Origin of the sequence: Thorsellia kenyensis (assembly GCF_042432445.1) — a bacterium.
Classification (GTDB): Bacteria; Pseudomonadota; Gammaproteobacteria; order Enterobacterales; family Thorselliaceae; genus Thorsellia; species Thorsellia kenyensis.
The window spans coordinates 50,816-73,342 of sequence record NZ_JBHLXE010000033.1; the positions used below are offsets into that span (position 1 = coordinate 50,816).

Consider the following 22,527-nt stretch of genomic DNA (forward strand, 5'->3'; position numbering starts at 1 on the left):
ATAGGAAAAAGTTTAAACTGGAGAGACTAATGAAAAAATTCACACTCACTCCCAGTGAGATAGGGTTAGATCCACAAAATGCTCTAATTCAAAACATTCATTCTATCCCAAAAAATGAAGTGAATGGACTTTTTGATTATTGCTACTATGAGGGCTTATTTGGCAAAATGCTATTAGCCTCTTTAGATGAACATCTCTGTTATGTTGGATTTTGTAATGAAACTACTTCGCATAGTGAAAAAACATTAACTACATTGTATAAGAAAGAAGCAAAAAAGAATGAAAAGAGTCCAGTTCTCGAAAAGACCCGATTAGCATTAGATCAATACTTCAGTGGAAATTCTAAAACATTTAATATACCTATATTATTGATTGGTAGTGCTTTTCAAGTGACTGTGTGGAAAAGTTTAAACTGCATCCCTTATGCCAAAACTATCTCTTATCACACACAATCTATTTGGTTAAAAAACCCTAAAGCGATTAGAGCAATAGCTTCGGCTAATGGAGCAAACCCAATTTCAATCATTCTTCCTTGCCATAGGGTTATAGGAAAAAATGGTTCCTTGACAGGTTATGCCGGGGGACTAGACTTAAAAGAAAAACTACTCAGACATGAGATCAAATATACAAATTCGATTTAGTTTACTCCCATTGAATTTTTCTATTTAATTTCAGCTTATTTAAATTGATTAATCGAATTTAGGGTATGATATATGGGAATTTTTGCTGCACCTAAAGATGCACTTTTAGAACCTTGTTTAGACGTTACAATTTTTGCGACAGGTTTTTCAATTTCAAAGGAGTGCGAAAATTTTTCATTTAAATGCATAGTCATCCTATCAATAAGTTGAATTGGTAAGGTCCCACCAAGAATAATCAGTTTTGGATCAAGCCACTGCAAAGAACCTAAAACAACTTGCTCAACTTGGGGTAATCTTGCCATTAGCCATTTCTCCACTAGAGGATGACCAGACTCTACATATTCACTCACTTTCGATGCCTCTAATCCATTATCAACCAAATACTGTATCAAATTTTTAAGCGAAGGCCTCGGTGTACCTAAAGGAAACGCCATTCCTACTTCCCCTGCATTTAAAAATCCACCATAGACTAAGTGTCCATTTAGAATAGCACCTCCTCCGATACCATATCCTAAATCAATCACAGCCATGTCTTTAATCTTATCCCAATCCTTAGAATAATACTCTCCTATTGCAGCAGCATTGGCATTATTTTCTACCCAAGTAGGGTAATTTAAATTTTGAGTAAACAGCTCAGTCAAATCATGATCACGCCAAGAGGATAACCAAGATACACAATACCGTTTGCGACCATCTTTTTTTAAATATCCAGGAACAGCATATCCAATACCTAAAATTCTTGAGTGTAATAATTGCCTTTTTTTTAATGTATTATGAACAATAATTCGTATTTTTTTTAATGTATATTCAATTGGTTGATTTTCTTGATGGCTCTCAGAAACGGTAATGATCTTATTACCTGCTAAATCTACAATTGATAAATCCAATTGGTTGGGACTGAATGATATGCCAAGCGCACATCCTCCTATTGGATTTAATGACAACGGAAGTGAAGGTTGACCACGTTGACCAAGAATTCGCTCACCTTCTATAATTAACCCAAGGTGCATAAGTTCTCGACAATATTGAGTAATTGCTCCTGCGGTTAGATTAGACATGCGACTTAATTCAGCTCTAGTCACAGGGCCATAATTGCGTATTAAATCTAATAATAATCTTTGACTTGTTCTTAATTCAAAATTCAGCATATCTATTTGGCCTTAGGTATAAAATAGTTGAAACACTTTTTATTATACCATTTTTCGTTCAGGGCTTTTCTAAATTATTGATACATTACCCCTTGAATATTTCTAATCTTTTAATAACTTTAACTCATAAACTTTAACTTTGTCACATTAATTTAATATTTAATCATTAAACTTAATATTGAAAATATGAATTAAATATATATTTAAAAGTAAAATAAACCTTAATAGTTTAATTATTTAATTATTTAATTATTAGGTTATTAGATTGAGTAGGTACTTACTTATAATGCAGAGGGATAATAATGGCAAAACTAGTCGTAGATAAATTGACTAAAACTTTTGGCGACTTCTATGCGGCCAAAGAGATAAGTTTTACTGCAAATGAAGGTGAATTCGTTACCCTTTTAGGCCCAAGCGGATGCGGGAAAACTACTCTACTCAAAATGATTGGTGGTTTCCATCAACCTGACAGTGGACGAATTAAAATAGGAGAAAAAGAAGTCACACATCTTACCCCAGAAAAAAGAAATACTGCCATGTGTTTTCAATCCTATGCTTTATTTCCTCATTTAAATGTTTCACACAATATTTGCTTTGGCCTAAAACAACGTAAAATTGCTCTTAGTGAACAAAAAAAACGTCTTGAAAAAGTGATTCAGCAAGTCGGTCTTAAAGGACAAGAACTAAAAATGCCCAGTCAACTCTCAGGCGGACAACAGCAACGAGTTGCCCTTGCAAGAGCGATGATAACACAACCTGATGTCATTTTATTTGATGAACCTTTATCTAATCTTGATGCAAAGCTAAGAGAAAGCGTCCGTTATGAAATCAAAGAATTGCAAAAACAATATAATCTAACATCTATTTATGTTACGCATGATCAGTCAGAAGCGCTAGCTATGTCAGATAAAATTATTGTTCTCAATGCAGGGAGTATTGAACAAATGGGAAAACCCGAAGATATTTATTTTAGGCCAACTTCTCGTTTTGTGGCAGATTTCATAGGCGCTGCAAATATAGTCAAAGCAAAAGTTAAAAAAGCAAACTCTGCAAACTATTATCACGTTGCATGCGAGTTAGGTAATTTTTATGTCTATTCGGATATATCACCTAGGGCTGAAGAGGTGTATGTTTGCTGGCGCCCTGAAAATCTTCACTATATAGAAGATGGTCCCGTCGCAAATATAAGTGGTATGCCTGAAAATTTTTGCTATATCGATATTGAAAAATTAGCATTTATGGGCAGTACTACTGAAGGATTTGGACGATGTGGTGAAGGTTTATCTTCCTTTAGAGTTCAATTCCAACTTAAACCAAACTTATCTCAGTCAAACAAAGCATGCTTTAGATTAACAGAAAATGCCATTCATTTTTTAGAACCTGTAAGACAAGGAAGTTAATATGAAAAAAATCAAGACTTTTCTTCTTCTACTTCCAGGTTTAGGTGCGATCTTATTATTAATGGGGGGCACATTTTATATAGTGATAGCCCAAAGCCTTGGCTTTTTCAATCTAGCCGGTGAGAACCAATTTTCTTTCAATCATTGGATAAACATGTTGAGCGATACTGTATTCCATCGTTCTCTATTCTATTCAATCAAAGTATCTTTGCTTGGTGCGCTGGGTTCAATCATTTTTTCCTATCCATTGGCAATTTGGTTGCGAAGACCGATGAAATATAAAGAAGTTATCATAGGCACTCTAAGGGCACCTATGTTTGTACCTGGGCTGGTTGCTGCTTTTTTATTTGTTAATATTATTGCCTACCATGGGATCATCAATGAGCTTTTAGTTTTTATTGGAATTATTGATAGACCAATAAGAATGCAAAATGATGAATTTGGTTGGGCAGTAATAATTTTACAAATTTGGAAAAATTTACCTTTTGCCCTTATTTTAGTGAGTGGTTCTGTAAATTCAATTCGTGGAGATGTACTTGATGCTGCATCTAATTTAGGTGCTACACGTTGGAATATTTTCAAATACGTAATATTTCCCATGACATTATCCGCTGTTCAAGCAGCATTCATTCTAATTTTTATTGGTGCACTAGGAGATTTTGCATTTTCAGCCATCGCTGGACCTAGAAGTACTTATTCATTAGCCAGATTAATGCAGACAACTGCCATGGAATATGATAACTGGAATGGTTCAGCTGTTATCGCCGTTACAATCATGCTCATTACAGCGATTGTTTCCGTCCTCATTTCAGTCATATTTACTCCTTTGTCAACTAAAAAAGGAGCGATTAAATGAATAATAGTTTAACCTCAGCTACTAAAAATGGACAACTTGTCAACAAAATAGTCTGGATATTTTTTATCGTCGTTAATATTATTTGGCTGGTAATTCCCTTTGGCATGGCTGTCTTATGGTCTTTAGTAGATCCTAATCATCCATGGAGTTATCCTGATCTTTTTCCTAAAGTGCTTTCGTTTAATCGATGGATAGATGTTTGGAATAAAACGGCTTTATCAACAGCGCTTATGAATAGCTATACCATTGCGCCTGTTGTAGCTATGTTGAGTTTTATATTGGCTATGCCAACCGCCTACGCGCTTGGTAGGATTCCTTTTCAGGGCAAGCATATTGCGGAATTAATCACATTAATCCCCTTAGTGATCCCAACAATGATAATCGCTATATTTTTTCACTCTATTCTCAAAGCACTGCATATAACAAATCCTTTTATTGGGATTGTTGTCGGGCATACGGTTCTTACGCTGCCCTATTCAATTCGTATACTATCAGCAGGATTTAAATCAGTACCTCAAGATTTAATTGATGCGAGTAAAAATTTAGGGGCAGGACCCATTGAAACATTCAAAACTGCTTACTTACCAATTCTTAAGCCAAGTTTTTTAGCCGCTTTGATTTTTTGCCTAGTCATTAGCCTTGAAGAATTTGGGATCTCTTTTGTTATTGGTTCACCAGATTTGATTACTGTTCCCACAATTTTATACTCATTTCTTGGTTATGCATTTATAAGGCCTGATGCTGCAGTGGTTTCTATGATTTTAGTCATACCAAATGTTATTTTAATGATCTTTATTGAACGTCTATTAAAAGGTAACTACTTAGCTCAATCGACAGGTAAAGGCTAAATATTGCGTATTTTTCAACCCAAAGGAGTTTTTTTATGAAAATAGTTAAAAAGGCAATTTCATTGATTACATTAACCATATTATTTCCACTAGCTTCACAAGCAAATGTAGACTCTCTTGCAAACAAAAGTTGGGATGAAGTAGTTAGCCAGGCTAAAGATGAAGGAGAAATAAATTTTAATGTTTGGTATTTACAACCAAGATGGAGAGATTTCGTTAAAGAATTTGAAAATGAGTATGGTATCAAAGTTAACATTGCTGAAGGTACAATCGATGCTCAATTCAACAAATTGCTCTCGGAAAAAAATGATAAGATAGGAAAAATTGATGTAATCGCTTTAGCCACTAGCCGCTTTCCTATTGTTCAAAAAAATGAAGCCATCGCCAGACTCAATTGGATCCCTGAATATAGTGATAAAGTCAATTTCATAGAAGGATTTGATACAGGTGAATATGCCGTAGCATTTTGGGGAAATCAAACAGGCATTGCTTACGATCCTGACAGAATATCTGAAGAGTCACTTCCGCAAACTTTTGATGAACTCAATTCCTGGATCAAAAATAACCCTTATATGTTTGGGTATAACGATCCTAATAATGGTGGAGCAGGTAATGCATTTATTCAAAGAGCCACTGTTTTAACAAGTGGAGAATTTGATTTTTCTAGTACTACTGTAGATCCTAAAGTTGTTACTAATTGGTCTAAAACTTGGCAATGGTTTGTAGACAATAAAGAAAACATAGTCTTAACAGGCTCAGGTGCGGATAGCATCACTCGCTTAAATGATGGAGAGTTTATTCTTGTGCCTGCTTGGGAAGACCATTTAGCAGGTCTACAAAAGGCAGGAGCAATTACTCCACGACTTAAATTTTACGTACCAGAATTTGGCATGCTCGGTGGAGGTAACATTATTGCAATGCCAGCTAATGCGAAGAATTCAGCTGCTGCTGCAGTGTTTATCAATTGGTTGACTAGTGAAGCAACTCAGAAAAAGCTTAATACCGAATTTGGTACCGTACCAATGATCAAAAATCAACTTGACCCAAATAATCAAGTTTTAGGATTTTCCGCTGAATATGGGGCTGAACTGAAAAAACAGTTCGTTACCAAAGTCATGATGAAATAATTTTAGTCTCAGTGGAAATGCCTGTTACTTTAAATTTATTCAATTATTTTACTACTCAAAAGCTAATGCTATATATTTAGTTTTTGAGTAACTTATCTTAAAAGGTAATATATGTTGATTACAGATTCGATTACACTCTCTACAGACAAATTTAATGCAGAAGGCGATGTCCTTTTTTTTCCGGGAAATACAATTATCTGCCATCTCGATAGGCAATCTAGTCTATTTAATAAATTAGTAAAATTTTATGACGTATTAGAATCATTTAATAACCACAATCAAATAATTGCGCAGCTGCCCGTAGATAGTTATCACATGACTATCTTTGATAGTACTTCAAAAATAGAGGGTAAGTTTAATTTTCCTAAAGGAAAAGGAATTGAATCACTCGATGATTCAAATACCTTTATTATAAATGCATTAAAAGAAAGTAAATTAACGACTGCTCCTAAAGAAATGTATGTTGAATCCATAAAATTTGCCTCTGGAACAATTGGCCTTGGCTTAGTTGAAAAAGATTTAGTTAAAAAACCTTTGAGACATCTGAGAGACAAATTATCTCAATTAACTAATATCAAACATCCAGGGCATGATGAATATAAGTTCCATATTACATTAGCTTATTTTTGCAAAATACCTAATGAGAAACAGAATGACGAATTAACAATGATGCTTTCTGGCTTTTATGATGAGTTAACACAGGAAGATAAAAGCGTCACCTTGGGAAAAGCTGAGTTTTGCACATTTGAAAATATGTACAAATTCAATCCTATCTATATGTTTTAAGAATACTTTTTGATGCGCAGTAAATACTAAAAAGGCTTCATTGTGAATATAAGAACAAGTGTTGTCTAATTAAAGCAACTGAACAATCAAACAGATGCTATCTATTAGTGGACTGTTACTATACATGCAATGAATATAATATGGGGACTAAATCATAATCAATTAATTCTCAACTTAGTTTTCCTATGCCGCGGAAGGTTATGATCCATAATGAAAAGTGAAAGTTTATGCCGAAAATTTGCACGGTCATTGGCAACCTTTTCGTGGCATCTTGCCAGTGTGAGAAAGCTTGGATTTACTATCTTAGCGCCATCTTATCCGGCAAGCATTTGAGCCGTTGATGAAAAACTGGAAATTGAGATTTTAGAAAGGAACAAAGAGATCGACCTAGTTCATCTATTCGTAGCTTATCTACCTTAACTCTAATTAAGTTTCATGGTGAAGAATTTGAAATGAACCAGAAGCCGACAAATACGTATTTTAAATATACATTTACGCGGCGAGGAATTGTTGCATGCTTTGTTCACTCTCCAATTATATTTGTTGTGCTTGAAGTGCAACAATAGAAAGGCTTAAATCACAACTAGAATCACAACTAGAATCTTAACTACAATCTTAACTACAATCGTAAAAAAAGAATTTTGTCCCTTTTATCCCCCTCTATGTCACAATACCTGTCCGTTGATAATTTTATAATAAGGACAGACAAATGAGTAAATATACAGTAGAATTCAAAGAAACAATTTTAACTAAATTATAGACTGGTGACTACATAATTATCACTGAATTAGATAAGCACTATAACATATCTAAAAGTACACTTTATGATTGGAAAGCTAAAGTCACAGCCGACTCTAAAGAAAATATTATAAAAAATAAAGCACAGCATAAAAAGACTAACAATAAAGCTAAGTCTAGTCTCCCTGCTAGTAAATTAAATGAAGCACAGAAAAAACTTAATATTATCATAGCTACAGCGACCTTAAATGATGCTGAATCAACCTCTGATTTAATTGAAAAAATTGTTTTAAAGGAGAATATTAAGAAGGACGAATTAACACTTCATTCTGATAATGGCAGCCCTATGACAGGCTACACAATGAAGGCTAAATTAGAGCATTTAGGTGTTATTGCTTCATATAGCCGCCCTGCAGTGAGTAACGATAATGCTTTTTCTTAGAGTTTATTTGGAAGCATGAAAACACGTAAACAATATCCGAGAGAAGGTTTTAAAAGTATTGAAGATGCGAGAGAGTGGGTACTCAGTTTTATGGATTGTTACAACAATGAACACAGGCATAGTGGTGTCGTTCATCTGGTTCTGGAAAATTGCGCGGATGTGTTCCACTCCTTTGCAAAACGCTATATATCCGAATCCGGCGAATATATTGATGCGCATGTGGAACTGGATCACGAACACTCTGAGTTGGGCAAAGAGCTGTACGACAACCTCACAGAAGAACAATTCGTGAGAATGGCACGCCTTTGCGAACATTGCTGGCATATGCTTAAATTGCTGCTCAACCGAGTGGCAGTACTAACGCTTCAGGATATTGGCGCCAAAGGGCGTTCAAAAGACTTGGCCATGACTTAATGTGGAATAGGGGAGTTCTAGTTGGAGGTAATGTTGAACAAACTTTATAGAAATATGTCGGTGGAAGAATTTGAGAAAGGATACTTCTACGCGACTGAACTGAAAGCCTTCGCTAAAGAGTTGGGCATTGATGTGGGAACCTTGAGGAAAAATGAGGTGGAAGACCATATCAAGGCCCGTCTGTCGAGAAGTGAAGACACGCCACTACCTAAAAGTGTTTCAAACCGGAAGACCGGCGGAAGCCGGGATAGACTGTCGCCCGACTCTTATGTCGTTAACTATGTCAGTGACAAAACGACCAAAGCGTTCCTGAAGGAAGAGATCTCAAAAAGAGATTTTGATCTCAAGGATAAGTCCGGACAATGGTACTGGCTGAACGATTGGCGTAAAGAGCAGCTCAGAAACAACCAGAAAATTACATATCGGGAATTAATAGACCGACTTTATGAGCTGATGACCACCAAGGGAAGGCTGCCAAGAATTCCGTCTACCCGATTCAACAATTTCATCACCGACTTCTTGGCGGCCCCCGAAAATGAAGGCGCGACTCGTCAGGAAGCGATGGTCGAATGGGAAAGACTGAAAAAAATGCCGGTACAGAAGAATTATCAGGAATATAAAAAATTTCGTAATGAAACTGCCTGATAATTCACCCTGTGACTGCCATATGGCATGGAAATAAACAAATCAATTTAAGGAAAACACCATGAATTTGACTTATTGTGAGCAATAAACATCTGCTTGGTCCACCTATGTCATAATAACTGTCCGTTGATAATTTTATAATAAGGACAGACAAATGAGTAAATATACAGCAGAATTCAAAGAAAAAATTTTAACTAAATGATTTACATAGGTCAACTAGACAACGTTATCGATATAATATGCTCTTTATTCAGCTATTTTGATATAGATTTGACAAATACGCATCAAAATTCCTATCATAGCTATCTAAATATTTTTGCGTAACAGGCTGTACATCAGAAGCAAACCCTTGATTTGTACAGACATAAATGACAGGCAATGCCCCTCCCTCACTTACCACAAACATAAATCCTTCTTTTTCAATGGTGGAGCAACCGAAACGACCTAATCTGTCCATTGCAATGATAGACATTGCTCCTGAACGTTTGTCTAAATCATTAAGTTTTTCGTAATGATCTCTCAATGCCGTCTCACACGCTTGTTGTACTGAGATTCCAGTAGACAGTAATCTAACAACTTCATAAGAAAGGCATCCTTTCATAATGTCATCACCAGAACCAACAGCAACAGCAGCACCAATTGAGCTATCCGCGTAACAACCAGCACCCAACATAGGTACATGGCTAACCACTCCACTTCTTTTCATGAACCAATCAGCACCTGATAATCCCGCAGCAATGGTTCCTTCCTTATCTACACCTAAAAAAGCAGCTGAACCAAAATGGCGAACATCTGACTTATTTATATTTCTATTAAGACATTTTTGCCAAATTGTTTTAGCGTTATCTGTTAAAATATTCTCAATTTGCGCACCGCGCTGTTTTGCATAATCAAGGACACTTTCCCCTGTGCGTACACTGTCAGTAACCCTGTCACTTAAAAGCTGCGCATATTGAAAGGGGTGTTTAAGATCAGTTACATTCGTGACTGCCCCAAACCCTAGTGTATCCCCATCCATGAATGCAGCATCTAGCTGAACTATGCCATCTCTATTAGGAAGAGCACCAAGACCGGCAAAATAAATTGTTGGATCACTTTCCATTTCAGTCATAGCGCGTTGCATAGCCGCTGCAATGCTTTCACCATTTTGAAGCATTAATCCAGCATGATTAATCGCCGATTGAGACATACGCCAAGCACCTATAATACAATTTTTCATATAAAACCTTTTGTTGAACTTTGATCTAATTCTAGCTTTAAATCTAGCTAAGCTTTGTCTTCTGCATCCTTGGAACTGATAGGAATGATTTTTTTATTAGTCTTGTTTTGCTCTGATGTTGATTCGTGCTACCTAAATTTACTTCAGTTGTGACCACGTAACAGCTCCAGCACCAGTTACATTAGGATTTCGACTACAATGTAAAATCATATTATTATTTAATGAGATGATCGCTCCCTCTGAATAAAATTGGCCGTTATAGATACAACACGCCTGCTGTCTACAAAGCCTTGCTATCTCATTCTGATTACCATTTTGATTACTTACAGGTAACGTTATCTGAGGCTGTAATGTAACCTCTGGACTTTTTGCATGGGAACCAATAAAGGAGGATATAAAAAGCACCAACACTCCCGCTTTTAATACATTTAATAATCCTTTAAATTTCATATGATTGTTCATTCTCATTCCTTAATATTATCTTAATTAATGGTAAGTAAACTTATTGCTATAATACCTTATTAATTGGCTTGCGTACAAAAAAGTATCAGTAAGTTTAGCAAAATAATACTATTTACCCAGTGCGTTGGAAACTATTTGAACGGCTTCTTTCGCTATTAGATTAAGATGATCTTGGTTGACAAAACTTTCGCAGTAAATTTTATACGCTTCTTCTGTACCAGAAGGTCTCGCAGCAAACCATCCATTTTCTGTCACAACTTTAAGACCTCCTATGGGCGCATTGTTTCCTGGTGCATGCGTAATTCTTTCTGTCACCTTGTCACCTGCAAGATGCGTTGCATCTACTTGTTGAGCTGTTAATTGGCTAAGTATTTTTTTATCTTCATGTGTTGCGCTAGCTTGAATACGTTGATACACAGGAGAACCATATGTTTTAGCTAATTCATTATAATGTACTTGAGGATTTTTCCCTGTTTTAGCAGTAATTTCCGCTGCTAAAAGACACATTATGATACCGTCTTTATCTGTCGACCATGGGGTTCCATCGTGCCTTAAAAATGAAGCGCCCGCACTTTCCTCACCACCGAAACCAATTTTGCCATTGTAAAGACCCTCTACGAACCACTTGAAGCCAACCGGTACTTCTAAAAGCTGGCGATTTATTCCCTTTACAACTCTATCAATCATGGCACTAGATACCAACGTTTTTCCTACCGCTAAAGATTTATCCCAGTGCGGCCTATGCTGGAATAAATAGTTAATAGCAACTGCTAGGTAATGATTAGGGTTCATTAATCCAGCTGGAGTCACTATACCATGTCTATCATAATCAGGATCGTTTGCAAAAGCGATATCGAACTTATCTTTAATCTTTAATAGACTTGCCATCGCATCTTCTGAAGAACAATCCATTCTAATTATCCCATCATGATCAAGAGGCATAAATCTAAAAGTTTGATCTATTGAATCATTCACAAGTGTTAAATTGAGATTATAATAATTTGCTATCTCTTCCCAATATCGAATACCGGCCCCACCTAGAGGATCAACTCCCAAAGAGAGATTCGCACCTTGAATGCAGTTGATGTCGATAACTTTATCTAGTTCTTGAATATATGGCATCATAACATCTTTTTCAATAATGCAAGCAGCCTTCATCGCTTTAGAAAAAGGCATTCGCTTTACATTAGCCATTAAAGAATCATCTTTTGCTCTAGCGTCTAAAAATTGGTTAGCCCTTTTTTCAATTAATCCTGTGATATCAGTATCTGCTGGACCACCATTAGGGGGATTATATTTAATTCCACCATCTTCAGGTGGGTTGTGTGATGGTGTTATTACGATTCCATCAGCTAATCCGATTGGATTTTGGGCATTATAATTTAATATTGCATGAGATATTGCGGGTGTTGGTGTATAACCATTATCTGGTTGTATAAATGTTTGAACGCCATTGGCAGCAAATACTTCGATAACTGAAATAAAAGCAGACTCAGATAATGCATGTGTATCTTTACCTATAAAACAGGGCCCCGTAATTCCCTGTTCTCGTCTTATCTCACATATAGCTTGAGCGATAGCAAGAATATGCGCCTCATTAAAAGTTTGTTTCAAAGAAGTTCCTCTATGACCTGAAGTACCAAATTTTACTTTATGGCTTACCTCATTTATAGCAGGCTGTGATACATAATATTGAGAGGTTAACTCTGCGATATTGATTAAATCGTTTGATAAAGGGAGCTGTCCTGCTCTTTCATGTTTTGCCATATCATAACCCTCTTAAATAGTAGTATAGAGATCTCTCTACTCATTAAAAATAACCGTTTTATTTCAATTGCATTAACTAAAATGATTTGTAGCCTCACTATTAAATAATTCAATCATCAACAATATGATTTTACTAGAGATAAAATGAAAATTTGTGACTCATTCTACTAAAATTTACTTTATATGATCAGATTATTATATAGAGTATTGCTATTTGTTACAATTTGAAGTAAAACATTTCAACTTCTTATTAAACCAATCGTTTACATTAGTTTCTGCACACTTAATTTATTTCTTGAATTCTTACGGTATTTTAAAAATAGATATATTATAATGTCTTTAGTAAGTTTATTAAAATAATAGTCCTTTTTTGCACGCCTGCAGTAATCTCATACTATCACTTGTCAAATTGATTTATTAAAAGAATAACCCATTTTATTTAGGTAGACCATGCTAATTCACCATGAACTCATCAAATCAGATAATCCAAATGCAAATCTTTTACCTGTTGTTGTCTTAATCCACGGCCTTTTTGGAGAGGGTAAAAACTTAAAAGTATTGTCCGATGCGATAAGTAAACAATATAATACTTTAACGGTTGATCTTAGAAACCATGGACATTCGTTCCATGATCCTTCTCATAACTATCAATGTATGGCGATAGATATTATAAAATTACTTGATTATCTTAATATTTTTTCTGTCAATTTAATTGGCCACTCAATGGGTGGTAAAGTCGTAATGCAACTCGCACAAAAAAATACAACGCCTCAACAAATTAAAATCAATAAACTAATTGTTTTAGATATAGCCCCTGTAAAATATATTGAACGTAAGCATGACGACGTTTTTTTGGCTTTGAATCAAGTCATAATTAAGGGTTGTAAGACAAGATTAGAAGCCAGCAAAATAATGAATCAGTTTATTGAATCACCTGCGATTATACAGTTTTTATTAAAGTCGTTTGACAAGGGGAGTTGGCGATTTAATTTAAATATATTGGAACACAATTATGAAGAAATACTTAATTGGCACGAAATAAGTCCTAGTGATAAAGAAATTTTATTTCTAATTGGTGCGAACTCAGATTATGTCATTCCCTCTTACAAGACTTCTATCATTAAACAATTTCCATTATCTAAAGCTCATATAATTGCTGGAGCAGACCATTGGGTTCATGCAGATAGACCTGAACAGGTATTAAAACAAATATTAAGATTCTTCGACTCTGTATAGCCGATTGGGTTTATTCAACACCTCAATATAGGCCAACTGAATGAAAGAATCTGATTAAAAAAATGGACGTACTGTGATAATTTGAGAAAATTAATTCATACTAATTGTGATTAGAATAATTAAACAGTAAAGCCTTAATATTAAGTAAATAAAAAACTTGTAGGTTTAGTTACGTCAACCTTTGGCTAATCAGCCTATGATATCGTCTAAACTCAATTCCTCTTTTATTTGGGCGACCCATTTTTCAACTCGTTCATTCGTTAGTTCGGGTTGCCTATCTTCATCAATCGCTAAACCATAAAAATTCTTATCGTCAAACAATCCTTTAGATGCTTCAAAATAATAACCTTCAGTAGGCCATACACCGATAATAGCTGCGCCTTTAGGTTCAATAATATTTGCTAATGTACCTAATGCATCACAAAAATATTCAGCGTAATCTTCTTGATCACCGCACCCAAAAAGCCCAACCAATTTTCCTTCAAAATCAATTTTCTCTAGTGTAGGGAAAAAATCATCCCAATCACACTGGGCTTCTCCATAATACCATGTAGGAATACCAAACAACAAAATATCAAATCGTTCAATATCTTCTTTCGTTGTTTTGGCAATATCCTGTAATTCTGCCACTCCATTTCCTAATTGCTTTTGAATCATTTTTGCAATTGTTTCAGTATTTCCTGTATCAGACCCAAAAAAAATGCCAATTACAGCCATTGTGTTTTACCTCGATTAACTAAGAATTTTAAATTTATAGGTTAATATTAACGGTTTTAAATGATTACTTCAAAAAAAAATGATTTTCACTGTTTTTTGAAGTTATAGGTTCAATTCATCATATGCGACGTAAAACACGTTATTCTTGTTGATTAATTACCAGGATGATTAATAATATGGTCTTCCCAATTTACGACTTCAATTTCATGTACGGCAATATGCTTTACAGTGATTTTCTGTTCATGCATCAGGGTTTTACTCCCCGATTTGAGTGGATGCCAAGGCAGAAGATCTTTACCTTCACTTATCAACCGATATGCACAAGTATTAGGAAGCCAAGAAAATTCATCTACTTTATCGCGGGTTAATTTGATACAATCCTCACCCAAATTAAATCTATTTTCATAATTACTACATTGGCATTTTTCAATATTTAATTGATTGCATGCCACATTTGTGAAATAAATCTCATCAGTATCTTCATCTATCAGTTTATGTAAACAGCATTGAGCGCAACCATCACAAAGGGATTCCCATTCATTCTGAGACATCTCTTCAAGTTTTTTAGTTAACCAAAAGGATGTATCATTTATTTTCTTATTCATAGTAAAATGCCTCTTAACAGCGATGTTCTTAAAAACACACGATCAATATGCAAAAATTAGAATTCTAATTTATGATTAAAATGCGGTTGGATTTGCCAAAGTATTAATAAATTAATTATTTTTCAAAACGAATTTAAATTAGACATTAGATACGTAACACAAACATTTAATCAAAAAAAACTTCTTGATGAATTAATAAATTTTCAGGCTTTGGGGGAAGTTGCAAGTAAAACCCCTCTTCAAGTAATGCGCTTTTAACTTTCTCAATATCTGCTCTCGCAAGCCCCTTCTTTTCATTGAGATCAAAGAAAAGAGCAAGTGTAGCGACGCCAAAAAGATCCTTTAATTCCTTTGGGATTATATCAAAATTATCTTTTTTCATGAGATATAAATACATATCTTCTCTTCTTGAACTTTTATAGACATACACTATCATCTGGTTACCTTCACATAAGATTGAGTCACTTTTACAAGCTCGGAACGTAAAAGATTTAATTATCCATTTTAACACCAAACCAACTTTTATAAAAGCTTATAAGAATTACATAATTTAAAAAGCGAGTTGGAGAGCCACAAATTAATCAGAAGTACACCACGATCTTAATTCCAATTTCCATACTAAATTTTATAACATTTTATTCTAAATGATGCTAAAATCTTAAGTTAATTTTGAAGAGTCGAATATTTCATCTTTTGCCTTTATAGTCCTGCGACTTTTAAAGCATTCTGTCTAATGTAGAGTTTAATAATGAGCGATCAACACATTGAATTAAAAGGAACAAATTTCACCTTATCTGTAATCCATATTTTTGATGAAGAGATAAACAAGATAAAATTAGGCTTGCAAGAAAAAGTAGCCCAAGCACCTTCTTTTTTCAAATTTGCCCCTATTGTAATCAATGTAAGCCACATACCGAAATTTAATGATTGGGGAGCGCTTAAGAAAGTAATGAGCGAACTTGATCTGTTACTAGTGGGTATCAGTGGCTGTAAAAATTTATCTGTTAGAAATGAAATTAATCAAGCTGGTATCGCTGTTTTAACTGAAGGAAAACAAATTACACCTAGTCAACAGCTGACATCATCAACAACTGAAGCAAAAACAGATGAAATCCCTGTTTCTAATAATAAGACAAATTCCCCCGAAATGATCTCGTCGCAGAATCAACCACACAATAATGAACTTCAACGTACTAAAACTAAAATAGTTTCGACACCAATCCGTTCTGGCCAACAAATTTATGCTCGTCATGCAGATCTTGTAATAATGAACAATGTAGGTGCTGGCGCGGAGATTATTGCTGATGGTAACATCCATGTTTATGGAATGATGCGTGGTAAAGCTTTAGCTGGTGCATCTGGTGATGAATCTGCGAAAATTTTTTGCCAACATCTTGAAGCTGAATTAATCTCTATTGCGGGTAACTATTGGTTAAGTGATAAAATTCCTAATGAATTCATAGGACAATCGGTAGTTATTAATTACAGTAATGAGGAAATTAAAATTAATAAATTAAATGATTAATTCGCCCTCTATCAACAAAGCCCTTATTAAAAATATTTTAACTTTAATTTTAACATAGCTCAAAAGGATACAAAAATGTCAAAAGTTCTAGTTGTAACATCTGGTAAAGGTGGAGTAGGTAAAACTACTTCAAGTGCAGCAATCTCTACAGGTATTGCGCGTAGAGGGAAAAAAACAGTTGTTATTGATTTCGATATTGGCTTACGTAATCTCGATCTTATCATGGGATGTGAGCGACGCGTTGTCTATGATTTTGTAAATGTCATACAAGGTGACGCAACGCTTAATCAAGCGTTGATTAAAGATAAAAGAACTGAAAATTTATATATCCTACCAGCCTCACAAACCAGAGATAAAGATGCATTAACAGTTGAGGGTGTTGAAAAAGTAATCAATGAACTCAAGGAGATGGAATTTGAGTATATTATTTGTGATTCTCCTGCTGGAATTGAAAGTGGCGCATTAATGGCTCTTTATTTTGCTGATGAAGCCATTATTACTACAAATCCAGAAGTTTCATCAGTTAGAGATTCAGACAGAATACTCGGAATTCTTTCTTCAAAATCTAAGCGTGCTGAAAACGGTGAAACCCCTATTGTAGAACATTTATTGATTACTCGATATAATCCAGGCAGAGTAGTTTCTGGCGACATGCTTAGTATGGAAGATGTACTTGAAATATTAAGAGTACCCCTATTAGGACTTATTCCAGAAGATCAATCGGTGCTTAAAGCCTCTAACCAAGGTGAGCCTGTAATTTTAGATGAAAATTCTGATGCAGGTAAAGCTTATGATGATATGGTAGCAAGATTGTTAGGTGAGGAAAGACCTTTTAGATTTATCTCAGAAGAGAAAAAAGGCTTTTTAAAACGCCTTTTTGGAGGTTAAGTTATGTCACTATTGGACATTTTTCTGTCGAGAAAAAAAAATACAGCAAATATTGCCAAAGAACGCCTTCAAATAATTGTTGCTGAACGCCGCAAAGCTGATAGTGCGCCTGCCTATTTAGAAGAAATGAAACGAGATTTACTTGCTGTAATTTGTAAGTATGTAGAAATCGATCCTAGCATGCTTCACGTCGGTTATGAGCAAAAAGATGATGATATTTCCGTCTTAGAATTAAATATTACTTTACCAGAAAACGATGAAAAATAATCTATTTAGGAGTACCTATGATTGACCCAAATCTACTACGCGGCAATATAGAAGAAGTGAAAATCAAACTTGCCGCAAGAGGCTATCATCTTGACACAGAAGCTTGGCTTGCCCTTGAAGAAAAAAGAAAATCTTGCCAGGTGTTAACTGAATCATTACAAGCTAAAAGAAATGCCCAAGCAAAATCAATAGGTATGGCTAAATCTCAGGGGCAAGATATTACGCCTCTACTTGCTGAGGTTGACTCTCTTGGTGAACAGCTAAAATGTGCCGAAGCTGAATTGCAAATAATCCTTGATGAGATAAAAACGAAAGCTGATACAATGCCTAACTTAGCTGCTGCTGATGTTCCTGTAGGTAAAGATGAAGCTGATAATGTAGAAATATTAAAATTCGGCGAACCACGCCAGTTTGATTTTGAAGTGCAAGATCATGTTAAATTAGGTGAATTAGCAAAAGGGTTAGATTTTGCTACTGGTGCTAAATTGGCAGGTTCTCGTTTTGTTGTTATGCAAGGCCAAATTGCAAGACTGCATAGGGCATTAAGCCAGTATATGCTTGATTTACATACAAAAGAACATGGCTATACTGAGTGCTATGTTCCCTATCTTGTCAATCATGCAAGCCTGTACGGTACAGGGCAGTTACCTAAATTCAGTGAAGATTTATTTCATACAAAACCTTTAAGCGAAAATAAAGAAGCAGCTTTTTGCTTGATCCCAACGGCAGAAGTGCCTGTTACAAACATTTACCGTGATGTTATATTAGATGAATCAGATCTTCCCATTAAATTAACTGCACATACACCTTGCTTCCGTTCTGAGGCTGGTTCATATGGCAAAGATACTCGTGGGCTTATCCGTATGCACCAGTTTGATAAAGTTGAACTAGTTCAATTTGTTCATCCTGAAGATGGGGAGAAAGCATTAGAAGAATTGACTTCTCATGCAGAAAAAGTGTTACAAAATTTAGGTCTACCTTATAGAAAAATTGTTTTGTGTACTGGAGATATGGGATTTGGAGCATGCAAAACTTATGATTTAGAAGTTTGGGTACCTGCGCAGCAAACGTACAGAGAGATTTCTTCATGCTCCCATTTTGCAGATTTTCAAGCAAGAAGAATGCAAACTCGCTTTAAATCTAAAAATGATAAAAAGACACAGTTTGTCCATACATTAAACGGTTCAGGTTTAGCGGTAGGAAGAACATTGGTAGCTATATTAGAAAATTACCAGGAAAAAGATGGTTCTATTACCATACCTACAGTACTTCACCCTTATATGGGTGGCATCACTAAAATTGAAACTAAATAAGACGACAGTCTCATACTACTGTGTGGGACTCCTTCTCACTAAATAAAAAATTCTTACTATGATAATACCTGCTCTAGATCTTATTGATGGCCAAGTGGTCAGATTACACCAAGGCAATTATGATGAAAAACGTGCCTATGACACTGATCCTATAAAACAATTTTCTTTATATGAGACGAATGGCGCTAAATACCTTCATCTCGTCGATTTGACCGGTGCTAAAGACCCTCAATTACGTCAATTAGTACTAATAAAAAATATTGTGGAAACAGTAAATATTCCTATACAAGTAGGTGGTGGGATCAGGACTTTGTCCGATATTCAAAATTTGTTCAACACAGGAGTAGATAGAGTAGTGATTGGCTCCAAAGCGGTTACTTCTCAAGATGAAGTTAAATCGTGGTTTACTGCCTTTGGTGGTGATAGAATTACTTTAGCAATTGATATAAGAATCAACGAAGAGGGTAAAAAGTTGGTGGCTGTAAGCGGGTGGCAAGAGACAACAAATATCACTCTTGAAGAAATTATTAACTTATATCTCCCCTTTGGCCTTAAACATATATTATGTACTGACATTTCCAGGGATGGCACTCTTAAAGGTTCCAATATTTCATTATACAAAGAGATATGTAGAACCTATCCTTCCATCAATTTTCAATCTTCTGGTGGTATTGGCTCATTAGATGATATTGCAGCCCTCAAATCAACCGGTGTGAATGGTGTTATTGTTGGGCGTGCACTATTAGAAGGTAAATTTACTGTAGAAGAGGCTATCACATGTTGGCAAAACGCATAATTCCATGTTTAGATGTAAGAGACGGGCAAGTTGTCAAAGGAGTACAATTTAGAAACCATGAAATTATTGGTGATATAGTGCCTTTAGCAAAAAGATATGCTGAAGAAGGGGCTGATGAGTTAGTGTTTTACGATATTACAGCCTCTAGTGATGGTAGGGTTGTAGATAAAAGTTGGGTCACTAAAGTGGCCGAAGTCATAGATATACCTTTTTGTGTTGCTGGGGGGATTCGCAGTGTTGCCGATGCAAAGCAAATCTTAACTTTTGGTGCTGATAAAATCTCTATCAATTCTCCTGCATTAACAGAACCAAGCTTAATTACTCGCCTAGCGGACAGTTTTGGTACCCAATGCGTAGTCATTGGTATAGATACATGGCATGATTCAGCCTTAAACAACTATTTTGTCTATCAATTTACTGGGGATGAAAAGAAAACAAAAGCAACTAGCTGGAAAACAATTGATTGGATTAATGAGGTACAGAAGCTAGGCGCAGGTGAAATAGTGTTAAATATGATGAATCAAGATGGCGTAAAAAATGGATACGATTTAATTCAACTTAAGCAAATGAGAGAGGTGTGTAAAGTGCCTCTTATCGCTTCAGGCGGTGCGGGTAATATGCAACATTTCTTAGACGCATTCGAAATTGCTAAAGTTGATGGTGCACTTGCCGCATCTGTTTTTCATAAACAAATTGTTAATATTCATGAACTAAAACGTTTTCTTCAAGAAAATTCTATCGCTGTTAGAAATGATAAGTAGTCAAATATCTAAAATGAGAACTTTTTAATGCAAATAAATGATTTTAAAATAAAAAAAGAACAACTGATATCCCAAATAAATTGGGATAAAGTTGATAACTTAGTGCCTGCAATTATCCAACATCATGTTTCAGGGCAAGTATTGATGCTAGGCTACATGAATAAAGAAGCTTTATGCAAGACTTTTGATGAAAAAAAGGTGACCTTTTTTTCTAGAACAAAAGAACGACTTTGGACAAAAGGAGAAACCTCAGAACATTTTCTCCATGTAATTAATGCTGAACTTGACTGCGACGCTGATACTTTGCTTTTTCTTGTCAATCCAATTGGCCCAACATGCCACAAAGGTAACGTGAGTTGCTTTGAGCACACCAAAACTGAATTTCAATTTTTACATGAGCTCGAAAACATCATTGCAAGTAGAAAGGGAGCTGATCCCTCTACTTCTTATACAGCCTCATTATATGCTAAAGGAACTAAACGTATTGCTCAAAAAGTCGGTGAAGAAGGTGTTGAAACTGCACTTGCTGCTACCGTAAAAGATATTCACGAGCTTAAAAATGAAGCCGCAGATCTTGTTTATCATTTATTAGTATTACTACAAGACAGCGATTTAAATTTAACCTCTATAATCAATCAATTAAAAGAACGTCACTAATATGTCTTTAGAATTAAATGAACAAGATGCCACTAAAAAGGCTTCTCATATGATGCAATATAATGCTAATAAACTTCAAAAAAGATTGCGTAGCGCTGTTGGAAAAGCAATTGCAGATTATAATATGATTGAGGATGGTGATAAAGTGATGGTATGCCTATCAGGTGGCAAAGATAGCTATACCTTACTTGAAATTTTAAGAAGTCTACAAATAAATGCCCCTATATCTTTTTCAATTGTTGCCGTCAATTTAGATCAAAAGCAACCGGGTTTTCCAGAGCATGTTTTACCTAACTATTTAAAGAGTATTGGAGTAGATTATTTAATTGTAGAGGAAAATACCTACGGTATAGTTAAAGAAAAAATTCCTGAGGGTAAAACAACTTGCTCATTATGTTCTAGATTACGAAGAGGCATTCTTTATAGGACAGCAAAAGAGATAGGAGCCACTAAAATTGCATTAGGCCATCATAGAGATGATATGCTTGAAACACTCTTTTTAAATATGTTTTATGGTGGTAAATTAAAAAGTATGCCTCCTAAACTCATTAGTGATAATGGCGAACATATTGTCATTAGACCCCTAGCCTATTGCAAAGAAAAAGATATCATTAAATTTTCTCAAATAAAAAATTTTCCTATAATTCCTTGTAATTTATGTGGTTCTCAGCCTAACTTACAAAGGCAAGCAGTCAAAGAAATGCTTAATGACTGGGATAAACGTTTTCCTGGAAGAATAGAAACTATGTTTAGTGCTGTTCAGGATATCGTTCCATCACATTTACTTGATAATAAACTGTTTGATTTTAAATCTCTTGAAAGGCTAGATGAGCCAGAGAAAATGTTATTACTTGAAACAACGGGGGGCGATTTGGCATTTGATGGAGAAAACAAAACTGATAGTGAAGTGAGTACTCTGCCTAAAGATAAATTTGGAATTGCAGTCAAAGTTATTTAAGTTATTTAAGTTATTTAAGTTATTTAAGTTATTTAAGTTATTTAAGTTATTTTATCAGCTAATATTTATTGATTATTTATACCCAATAAAATAAAAAAACCGTAAAACTCATCTTTTAGATTTACGGTTTTTTTTTGTTAAAACGCTGGGAAAGAATGATGAAATTTTTACTAAAAGAATAGCTAAGAACCCTTTAATTGCTTATAGTGACAATAATTTTAAATAAATTGATTATAATTAATATGCGTGGATTATCGAGTAGAACACAGGAACCGCCCCCGCACCCTCTCACAGAACCGTACGTGAGCCTC

At 35.0% G+C, this 22,527-nt stretch carries 24 protein-coding genes; 17 read left to right on the forward strand and 7 right to left on the reverse strand.

The window, feature by feature from the left end; genetic code table 11:
• The first annotated feature begins 29 nt into the window (after positions 1–29).
• A complete protein-coding gene (locus ACFFIT_RS03340; RefSeq protein ID WP_385876227.1) occupies positions 30–641 on the forward strand; it encodes a methylated-DNA--[protein]-cysteine S-methyltransferase in 612 nt (203 codons plus the stop codon).
• 35 nt (positions 642–676) lie between these two features.
• Here the strand turns inward: ACFFIT_RS03340 and ACFFIT_RS03345 are convergent, their stop codons facing one another.
• The gene (locus ACFFIT_RS03345) at positions 677–1,789 is read right to left on the reverse strand and encodes an ROK family protein (RefSeq protein ID WP_385876228.1); all 1,113 of its coding nucleotides are present in this window, start codon (positions 1,787–1,789) and stop codon (positions 677–679) included.
• A 302-nt stretch (positions 1,790–2,091) separates the two neighbouring features.
• Between ACFFIT_RS03345 and ACFFIT_RS03350 the strand changes: the two genes are divergently transcribed.
• From ACFFIT_RS03350 to ACFFIT_RS03380, 7 genes are all read left to right on the forward strand, one after another.
• The gene (locus tag ACFFIT_RS03350) at positions 2,092–3,189 is read left to right on the forward strand and encodes an ABC transporter ATP-binding protein (RefSeq protein ID WP_385876229.1); all 1,098 of its coding nucleotides are present in this window, start codon (positions 2,092–2,094) and stop codon (positions 3,187–3,189) included.
• Between the two features lies 1 nt (position 3,190).
• The gene (locus ACFFIT_RS03355; protein ID WP_385876230.1) at positions 3,191–4,045 is read left to right on the forward strand and encodes an ABC transporter permease; all 855 of its coding nucleotides are present in this window, start codon (positions 3,191–3,193) and stop codon (positions 4,043–4,045) included.
• Positions 4,042–4,893: an ABC transporter permease gene (locus ACFFIT_RS03360; protein ID WP_385876231.1), complete on the forward strand. Its 852-nt coding sequence runs from the start codon at positions 4,042–4,044 to the stop codon at positions 4,891–4,893. Before ACFFIT_RS03355 ends, ACFFIT_RS03360 begins: the two co-directional genes overlap by 4 nt.
• A 35-nt stretch (positions 4,894–4,928) precedes the next feature.
• A complete protein-coding gene (locus tag ACFFIT_RS03365) occupies positions 4,929–6,020 on the forward strand; it encodes an extracellular solute-binding protein (RefSeq protein ID WP_385876232.1) in 1,092 nt (363 codons plus the stop codon).
• 111 nt (positions 6,021–6,131) lie between these two features.
• Entirely contained in the window at positions 6,132–6,806 is a 675-nt protein-coding gene (locus ACFFIT_RS03370; RefSeq protein ID WP_385876233.1) for a DUF1868 domain-containing protein, read from the forward strand.
• A 1,195-nt stretch (positions 6,807–8,001) separates the two neighbouring features.
• A complete protein-coding gene (locus ACFFIT_RS03375) occupies positions 8,002–8,400 on the forward strand; it encodes a hypothetical protein (RefSeq protein ID WP_385876234.1) in 399 nt (132 codons plus the stop codon).
• A gap of 30 nt (positions 8,401–8,430) precedes the next feature.
• On the forward strand, positions 8,431–9,045 hold the full coding sequence (locus ACFFIT_RS03380; protein WP_385876235.1) for a hypothetical protein: 615 nt from the start codon (positions 8,431–8,433) through the stop codon (positions 9,043–9,045).
• 250 nt (positions 9,046–9,295) lie between these two features.
• On the opposite strand, the gene ACFFIT_RS03385 is transcribed toward ACFFIT_RS03380, so the two are convergent.
• The 3 genes from ACFFIT_RS03385 to pgm form a co-directional block, all read right to left on the reverse strand.
• Positions 9,296–10,264: an isoaspartyl peptidase/L-asparaginase gene (locus ACFFIT_RS03385; RefSeq protein ID WP_385876236.1), complete on the reverse strand. Its 969-nt coding sequence runs from the start codon at positions 10,262–10,264 to the stop codon at positions 9,296–9,298.
• Between the two features lie 138 nt (positions 10,265–10,402).
• Complete coding sequence (locus ACFFIT_RS03390; protein WP_385876237.1) at positions 10,403–10,726, reverse strand: DUF1496 domain-containing protein; 324 nt, start codon at positions 10,724–10,726, stop codon at positions 10,403–10,405.
• 108 nt (positions 10,727–10,834) lie between these two features.
• Positions 10,835–12,493: a phosphoglucomutase (alpha-D-glucose-1,6-bisphosphate-dependent) gene (gene pgm / locus ACFFIT_RS03395; RefSeq protein WP_385876238.1), complete on the reverse strand. Its 1,659-nt coding sequence runs from the start codon at positions 12,491–12,493 to the stop codon at positions 10,835–10,837.
• Positions 12,494–12,943: 450 nt separating this feature from the next.
• Between pgm and ACFFIT_RS03400 the strand changes: the two genes are divergently transcribed.
• Positions 12,944–13,729, forward strand: coding sequence for an alpha/beta fold hydrolase (locus tag ACFFIT_RS03400; RefSeq protein WP_385876239.1), 786 nt, complete (start codon positions 12,944–12,946; stop codon positions 13,727–13,729).
• Positions 13,730–13,918: 189 nt separating this feature from the next.
• On the opposite strand, the gene fldA is transcribed toward ACFFIT_RS03400, so the two are convergent.
• From fldA to ACFFIT_RS03415, 3 genes are all read right to left on the reverse strand, one after another.
• Positions 13,919–14,446, reverse strand: coding sequence for a flavodoxin FldA (fldA, locus tag ACFFIT_RS03405; protein WP_385876240.1), 528 nt, complete (start codon positions 14,444–14,446; stop codon positions 13,919–13,921).
• Between the two features lie 152 nt (positions 14,447–14,598).
• Positions 14,599–15,051 (reverse strand): YcgN family cysteine cluster protein, encoded by a 453-nt coding sequence (locus ACFFIT_RS03410; protein ID WP_385876241.1) that lies wholly within the window; start codon positions 15,049–15,051, stop codon positions 14,599–14,601.
• A 166-nt stretch (positions 15,052–15,217) separates the two neighbouring features.
• Positions 15,218–15,487 (reverse strand): YcgL domain-containing protein, encoded by a 270-nt coding sequence (locus ACFFIT_RS03415; protein ID WP_385876242.1) that lies wholly within the window; start codon positions 15,485–15,487, stop codon positions 15,218–15,220.
• 312 nt (positions 15,488–15,799) lie between these two features.
• Between ACFFIT_RS03415 and minC the strand changes: the two genes are divergently transcribed.
• From minC to ttcA, 8 genes are all read left to right on the forward strand, one after another.
• Positions 15,800–16,576: a septum site-determining protein MinC gene (gene minC / locus ACFFIT_RS03420; RefSeq protein ID WP_385876243.1), complete on the forward strand. Its 777-nt coding sequence runs from the start codon at positions 15,800–15,802 to the stop codon at positions 16,574–16,576.
• A 75-nt stretch (positions 16,577–16,651) separates the two neighbouring features.
• Positions 16,652–17,464, forward strand: coding sequence for a septum site-determining protein MinD (gene minD, locus ACFFIT_RS03425; RefSeq protein WP_385876244.1), 813 nt, complete (start codon positions 16,652–16,654; stop codon positions 17,462–17,464).
• Between the two features lie 3 nt (positions 17,465–17,467).
• Positions 17,468–17,731 (forward strand): cell division topological specificity factor MinE, encoded by a 264-nt coding sequence (gene minE, locus ACFFIT_RS03430; protein ID WP_385876245.1) that lies wholly within the window; start codon positions 17,468–17,470, stop codon positions 17,729–17,731.
• A gap of 17 nt (positions 17,732–17,748) precedes the next feature.
• Positions 17,749–19,044: a serine--tRNA ligase gene (serS, locus tag ACFFIT_RS03435; protein ID WP_385876246.1), complete on the forward strand. Its 1,296-nt coding sequence runs from the start codon at positions 17,749–17,751 to the stop codon at positions 19,042–19,044.
• A 58-nt stretch (positions 19,045–19,102) separates the two neighbouring features.
• Complete coding sequence (gene hisA, locus ACFFIT_RS03440; RefSeq protein WP_385876247.1) at positions 19,103–19,840, forward strand: 1-(5-phosphoribosyl)-5-[(5-phosphoribosylamino)methylideneamino]imidazole-4-carboxamide isomerase; 738 nt, start codon at positions 19,103–19,105, stop codon at positions 19,838–19,840.
• A complete protein-coding gene (gene hisF / locus ACFFIT_RS03445) occupies positions 19,822–20,601 on the forward strand; it encodes an imidazole glycerol phosphate synthase subunit HisF (protein ID WP_385876248.1) in 780 nt (259 codons plus the stop codon). Before hisA ends, hisF begins: the two co-directional genes overlap by 19 nt.
• Before the next feature lie 48 nt (positions 20,602–20,649).
• On the forward strand, positions 20,650–21,258 hold the full coding sequence (hisIE, locus tag ACFFIT_RS03450) for a bifunctional phosphoribosyl-AMP cyclohydrolase/phosphoribosyl-ATP diphosphatase HisIE (RefSeq protein ID WP_385876256.1): 609 nt from the start codon (positions 20,650–20,652) through the stop codon (positions 21,256–21,258).
• Between the two features lies 1 nt (position 21,259).
• Positions 21,260–22,216, forward strand: a complete 957-nt coding sequence (gene ttcA, locus ACFFIT_RS03455; RefSeq protein WP_385876249.1) for a tRNA 2-thiocytidine(32) synthetase TtcA — start codon at positions 21,260–21,262, stop codon at positions 22,214–22,216.
• Positions 22,217–22,527: the final 311 nt, after the last annotated feature.

What these genes read in the sequence shown, in the direction of transcription:
- ACFFIT_RS03340 (WP_385876227.1), top strand. Translation starts at nt 30, where the DNA reads ATGAAAAAATTCACACTCACTCCCAGTGAGATAGGGTTAGATCCACAA.
- ACFFIT_RS03345 (WP_385876228.1), bottom strand. Translation starts at nt 1,789, where the DNA reads ATGCTGAATTTTGAATTAAGAACAAGTCAAAGATTATTATTAGATTTA.
- ACFFIT_RS03350 (WP_385876229.1), top strand. Translation starts at nt 2,092, where the DNA reads ATGGCAAAACTAGTCGTAGATAAATTGACTAAAACTTTTGGCGACTTC.
- ACFFIT_RS03355 (WP_385876230.1), top strand. Translation starts at nt 3,191, where the DNA reads ATGAAAAAAATCAAGACTTTTCTTCTTCTACTTCCAGGTTTAGGTGCG.
- ACFFIT_RS03360 (WP_385876231.1), top strand. Translation starts at nt 4,042, where the DNA reads ATGAATAATAGTTTAACCTCAGCTACTAAAAATGGACAACTTGTCAAC.
- ACFFIT_RS03365 (WP_385876232.1), top strand. Translation starts at nt 4,929, where the DNA reads ATGAAAATAGTTAAAAAGGCAATTTCATTGATTACATTAACCATATTA.
- ACFFIT_RS03370 (WP_385876233.1), top strand. Translation starts at nt 6,132, where the DNA reads ATGTTGATTACAGATTCGATTACACTCTCTACAGACAAATTTAATGCA.
- ACFFIT_RS03375 (WP_385876234.1), top strand. Translation starts at nt 8,002, where the DNA reads ATGAAAACACGTAAACAATATCCGAGAGAAGGTTTTAAAAGTATTGAA.
- ACFFIT_RS03380 (WP_385876235.1), top strand. Translation starts at nt 8,431, where the DNA reads ATGTTGAACAAACTTTATAGAAATATGTCGGTGGAAGAATTTGAGAAA.
- ACFFIT_RS03385 (WP_385876236.1), bottom strand. Translation starts at nt 10,264, where the DNA reads ATGAAAAATTGTATTATAGGTGCTTGGCGTATGTCTCAATCGGCGATT.
- ACFFIT_RS03390 (WP_385876237.1), bottom strand. Translation starts at nt 10,726, where the DNA reads ATGAACAATCATATGAAATTTAAAGGATTATTAAATGTATTAAAAGCG.
- pgm (WP_385876238.1), bottom strand. Translation starts at nt 12,493, where the DNA reads ATGGCAAAACATGAAAGAGCAGGACAGCTCCCTTTATCAAACGATTTA.
- ACFFIT_RS03400 (WP_385876239.1), top strand. Translation starts at nt 12,944, where the DNA reads ATGCTAATTCACCATGAACTCATCAAATCAGATAATCCAAATGCAAAT.
- fldA (WP_385876240.1), bottom strand. Translation starts at nt 14,446, where the DNA reads ATGGCTGTAATTGGCATTTTTTTTGGGTCTGATACAGGAAATACTGAA.
- ACFFIT_RS03410 (WP_385876241.1), bottom strand. Translation starts at nt 15,051, where the DNA reads ATGAATAAGAAAATAAATGATACATCCTTTTGGTTAACTAAAAAACTT.
- ACFFIT_RS03415 (WP_385876242.1), bottom strand. Translation starts at nt 15,487, where the DNA reads ATGATAGTGTATGTCTATAAAAGTTCAAGAAGAGAAGATATGTATTTA.
- minC (WP_385876243.1), top strand. Translation starts at nt 15,800, where the DNA reads ATGAGCGATCAACACATTGAATTAAAAGGAACAAATTTCACCTTATCT.
- minD (WP_385876244.1), top strand. Translation starts at nt 16,652, where the DNA reads ATGTCAAAAGTTCTAGTTGTAACATCTGGTAAAGGTGGAGTAGGTAAA.
- minE (WP_385876245.1), top strand. Translation starts at nt 17,468, where the DNA reads ATGTCACTATTGGACATTTTTCTGTCGAGAAAAAAAAATACAGCAAAT.
- serS (WP_385876246.1), top strand. Translation starts at nt 17,749, where the DNA reads ATGATTGACCCAAATCTACTACGCGGCAATATAGAAGAAGTGAAAATC.
- hisA (WP_385876247.1), top strand. Translation starts at nt 19,103, where the DNA reads ATGATAATACCTGCTCTAGATCTTATTGATGGCCAAGTGGTCAGATTA.
- hisF (WP_385876248.1), top strand. Translation starts at nt 19,822, where the DNA reads ATGTTGGCAAAACGCATAATTCCATGTTTAGATGTAAGAGACGGGCAA.
- ttcA (WP_385876249.1), top strand. Translation starts at nt 21,260, where the DNA reads ATGTCTTTAGAATTAAATGAACAAGATGCCACTAAAAAGGCTTCTCAT.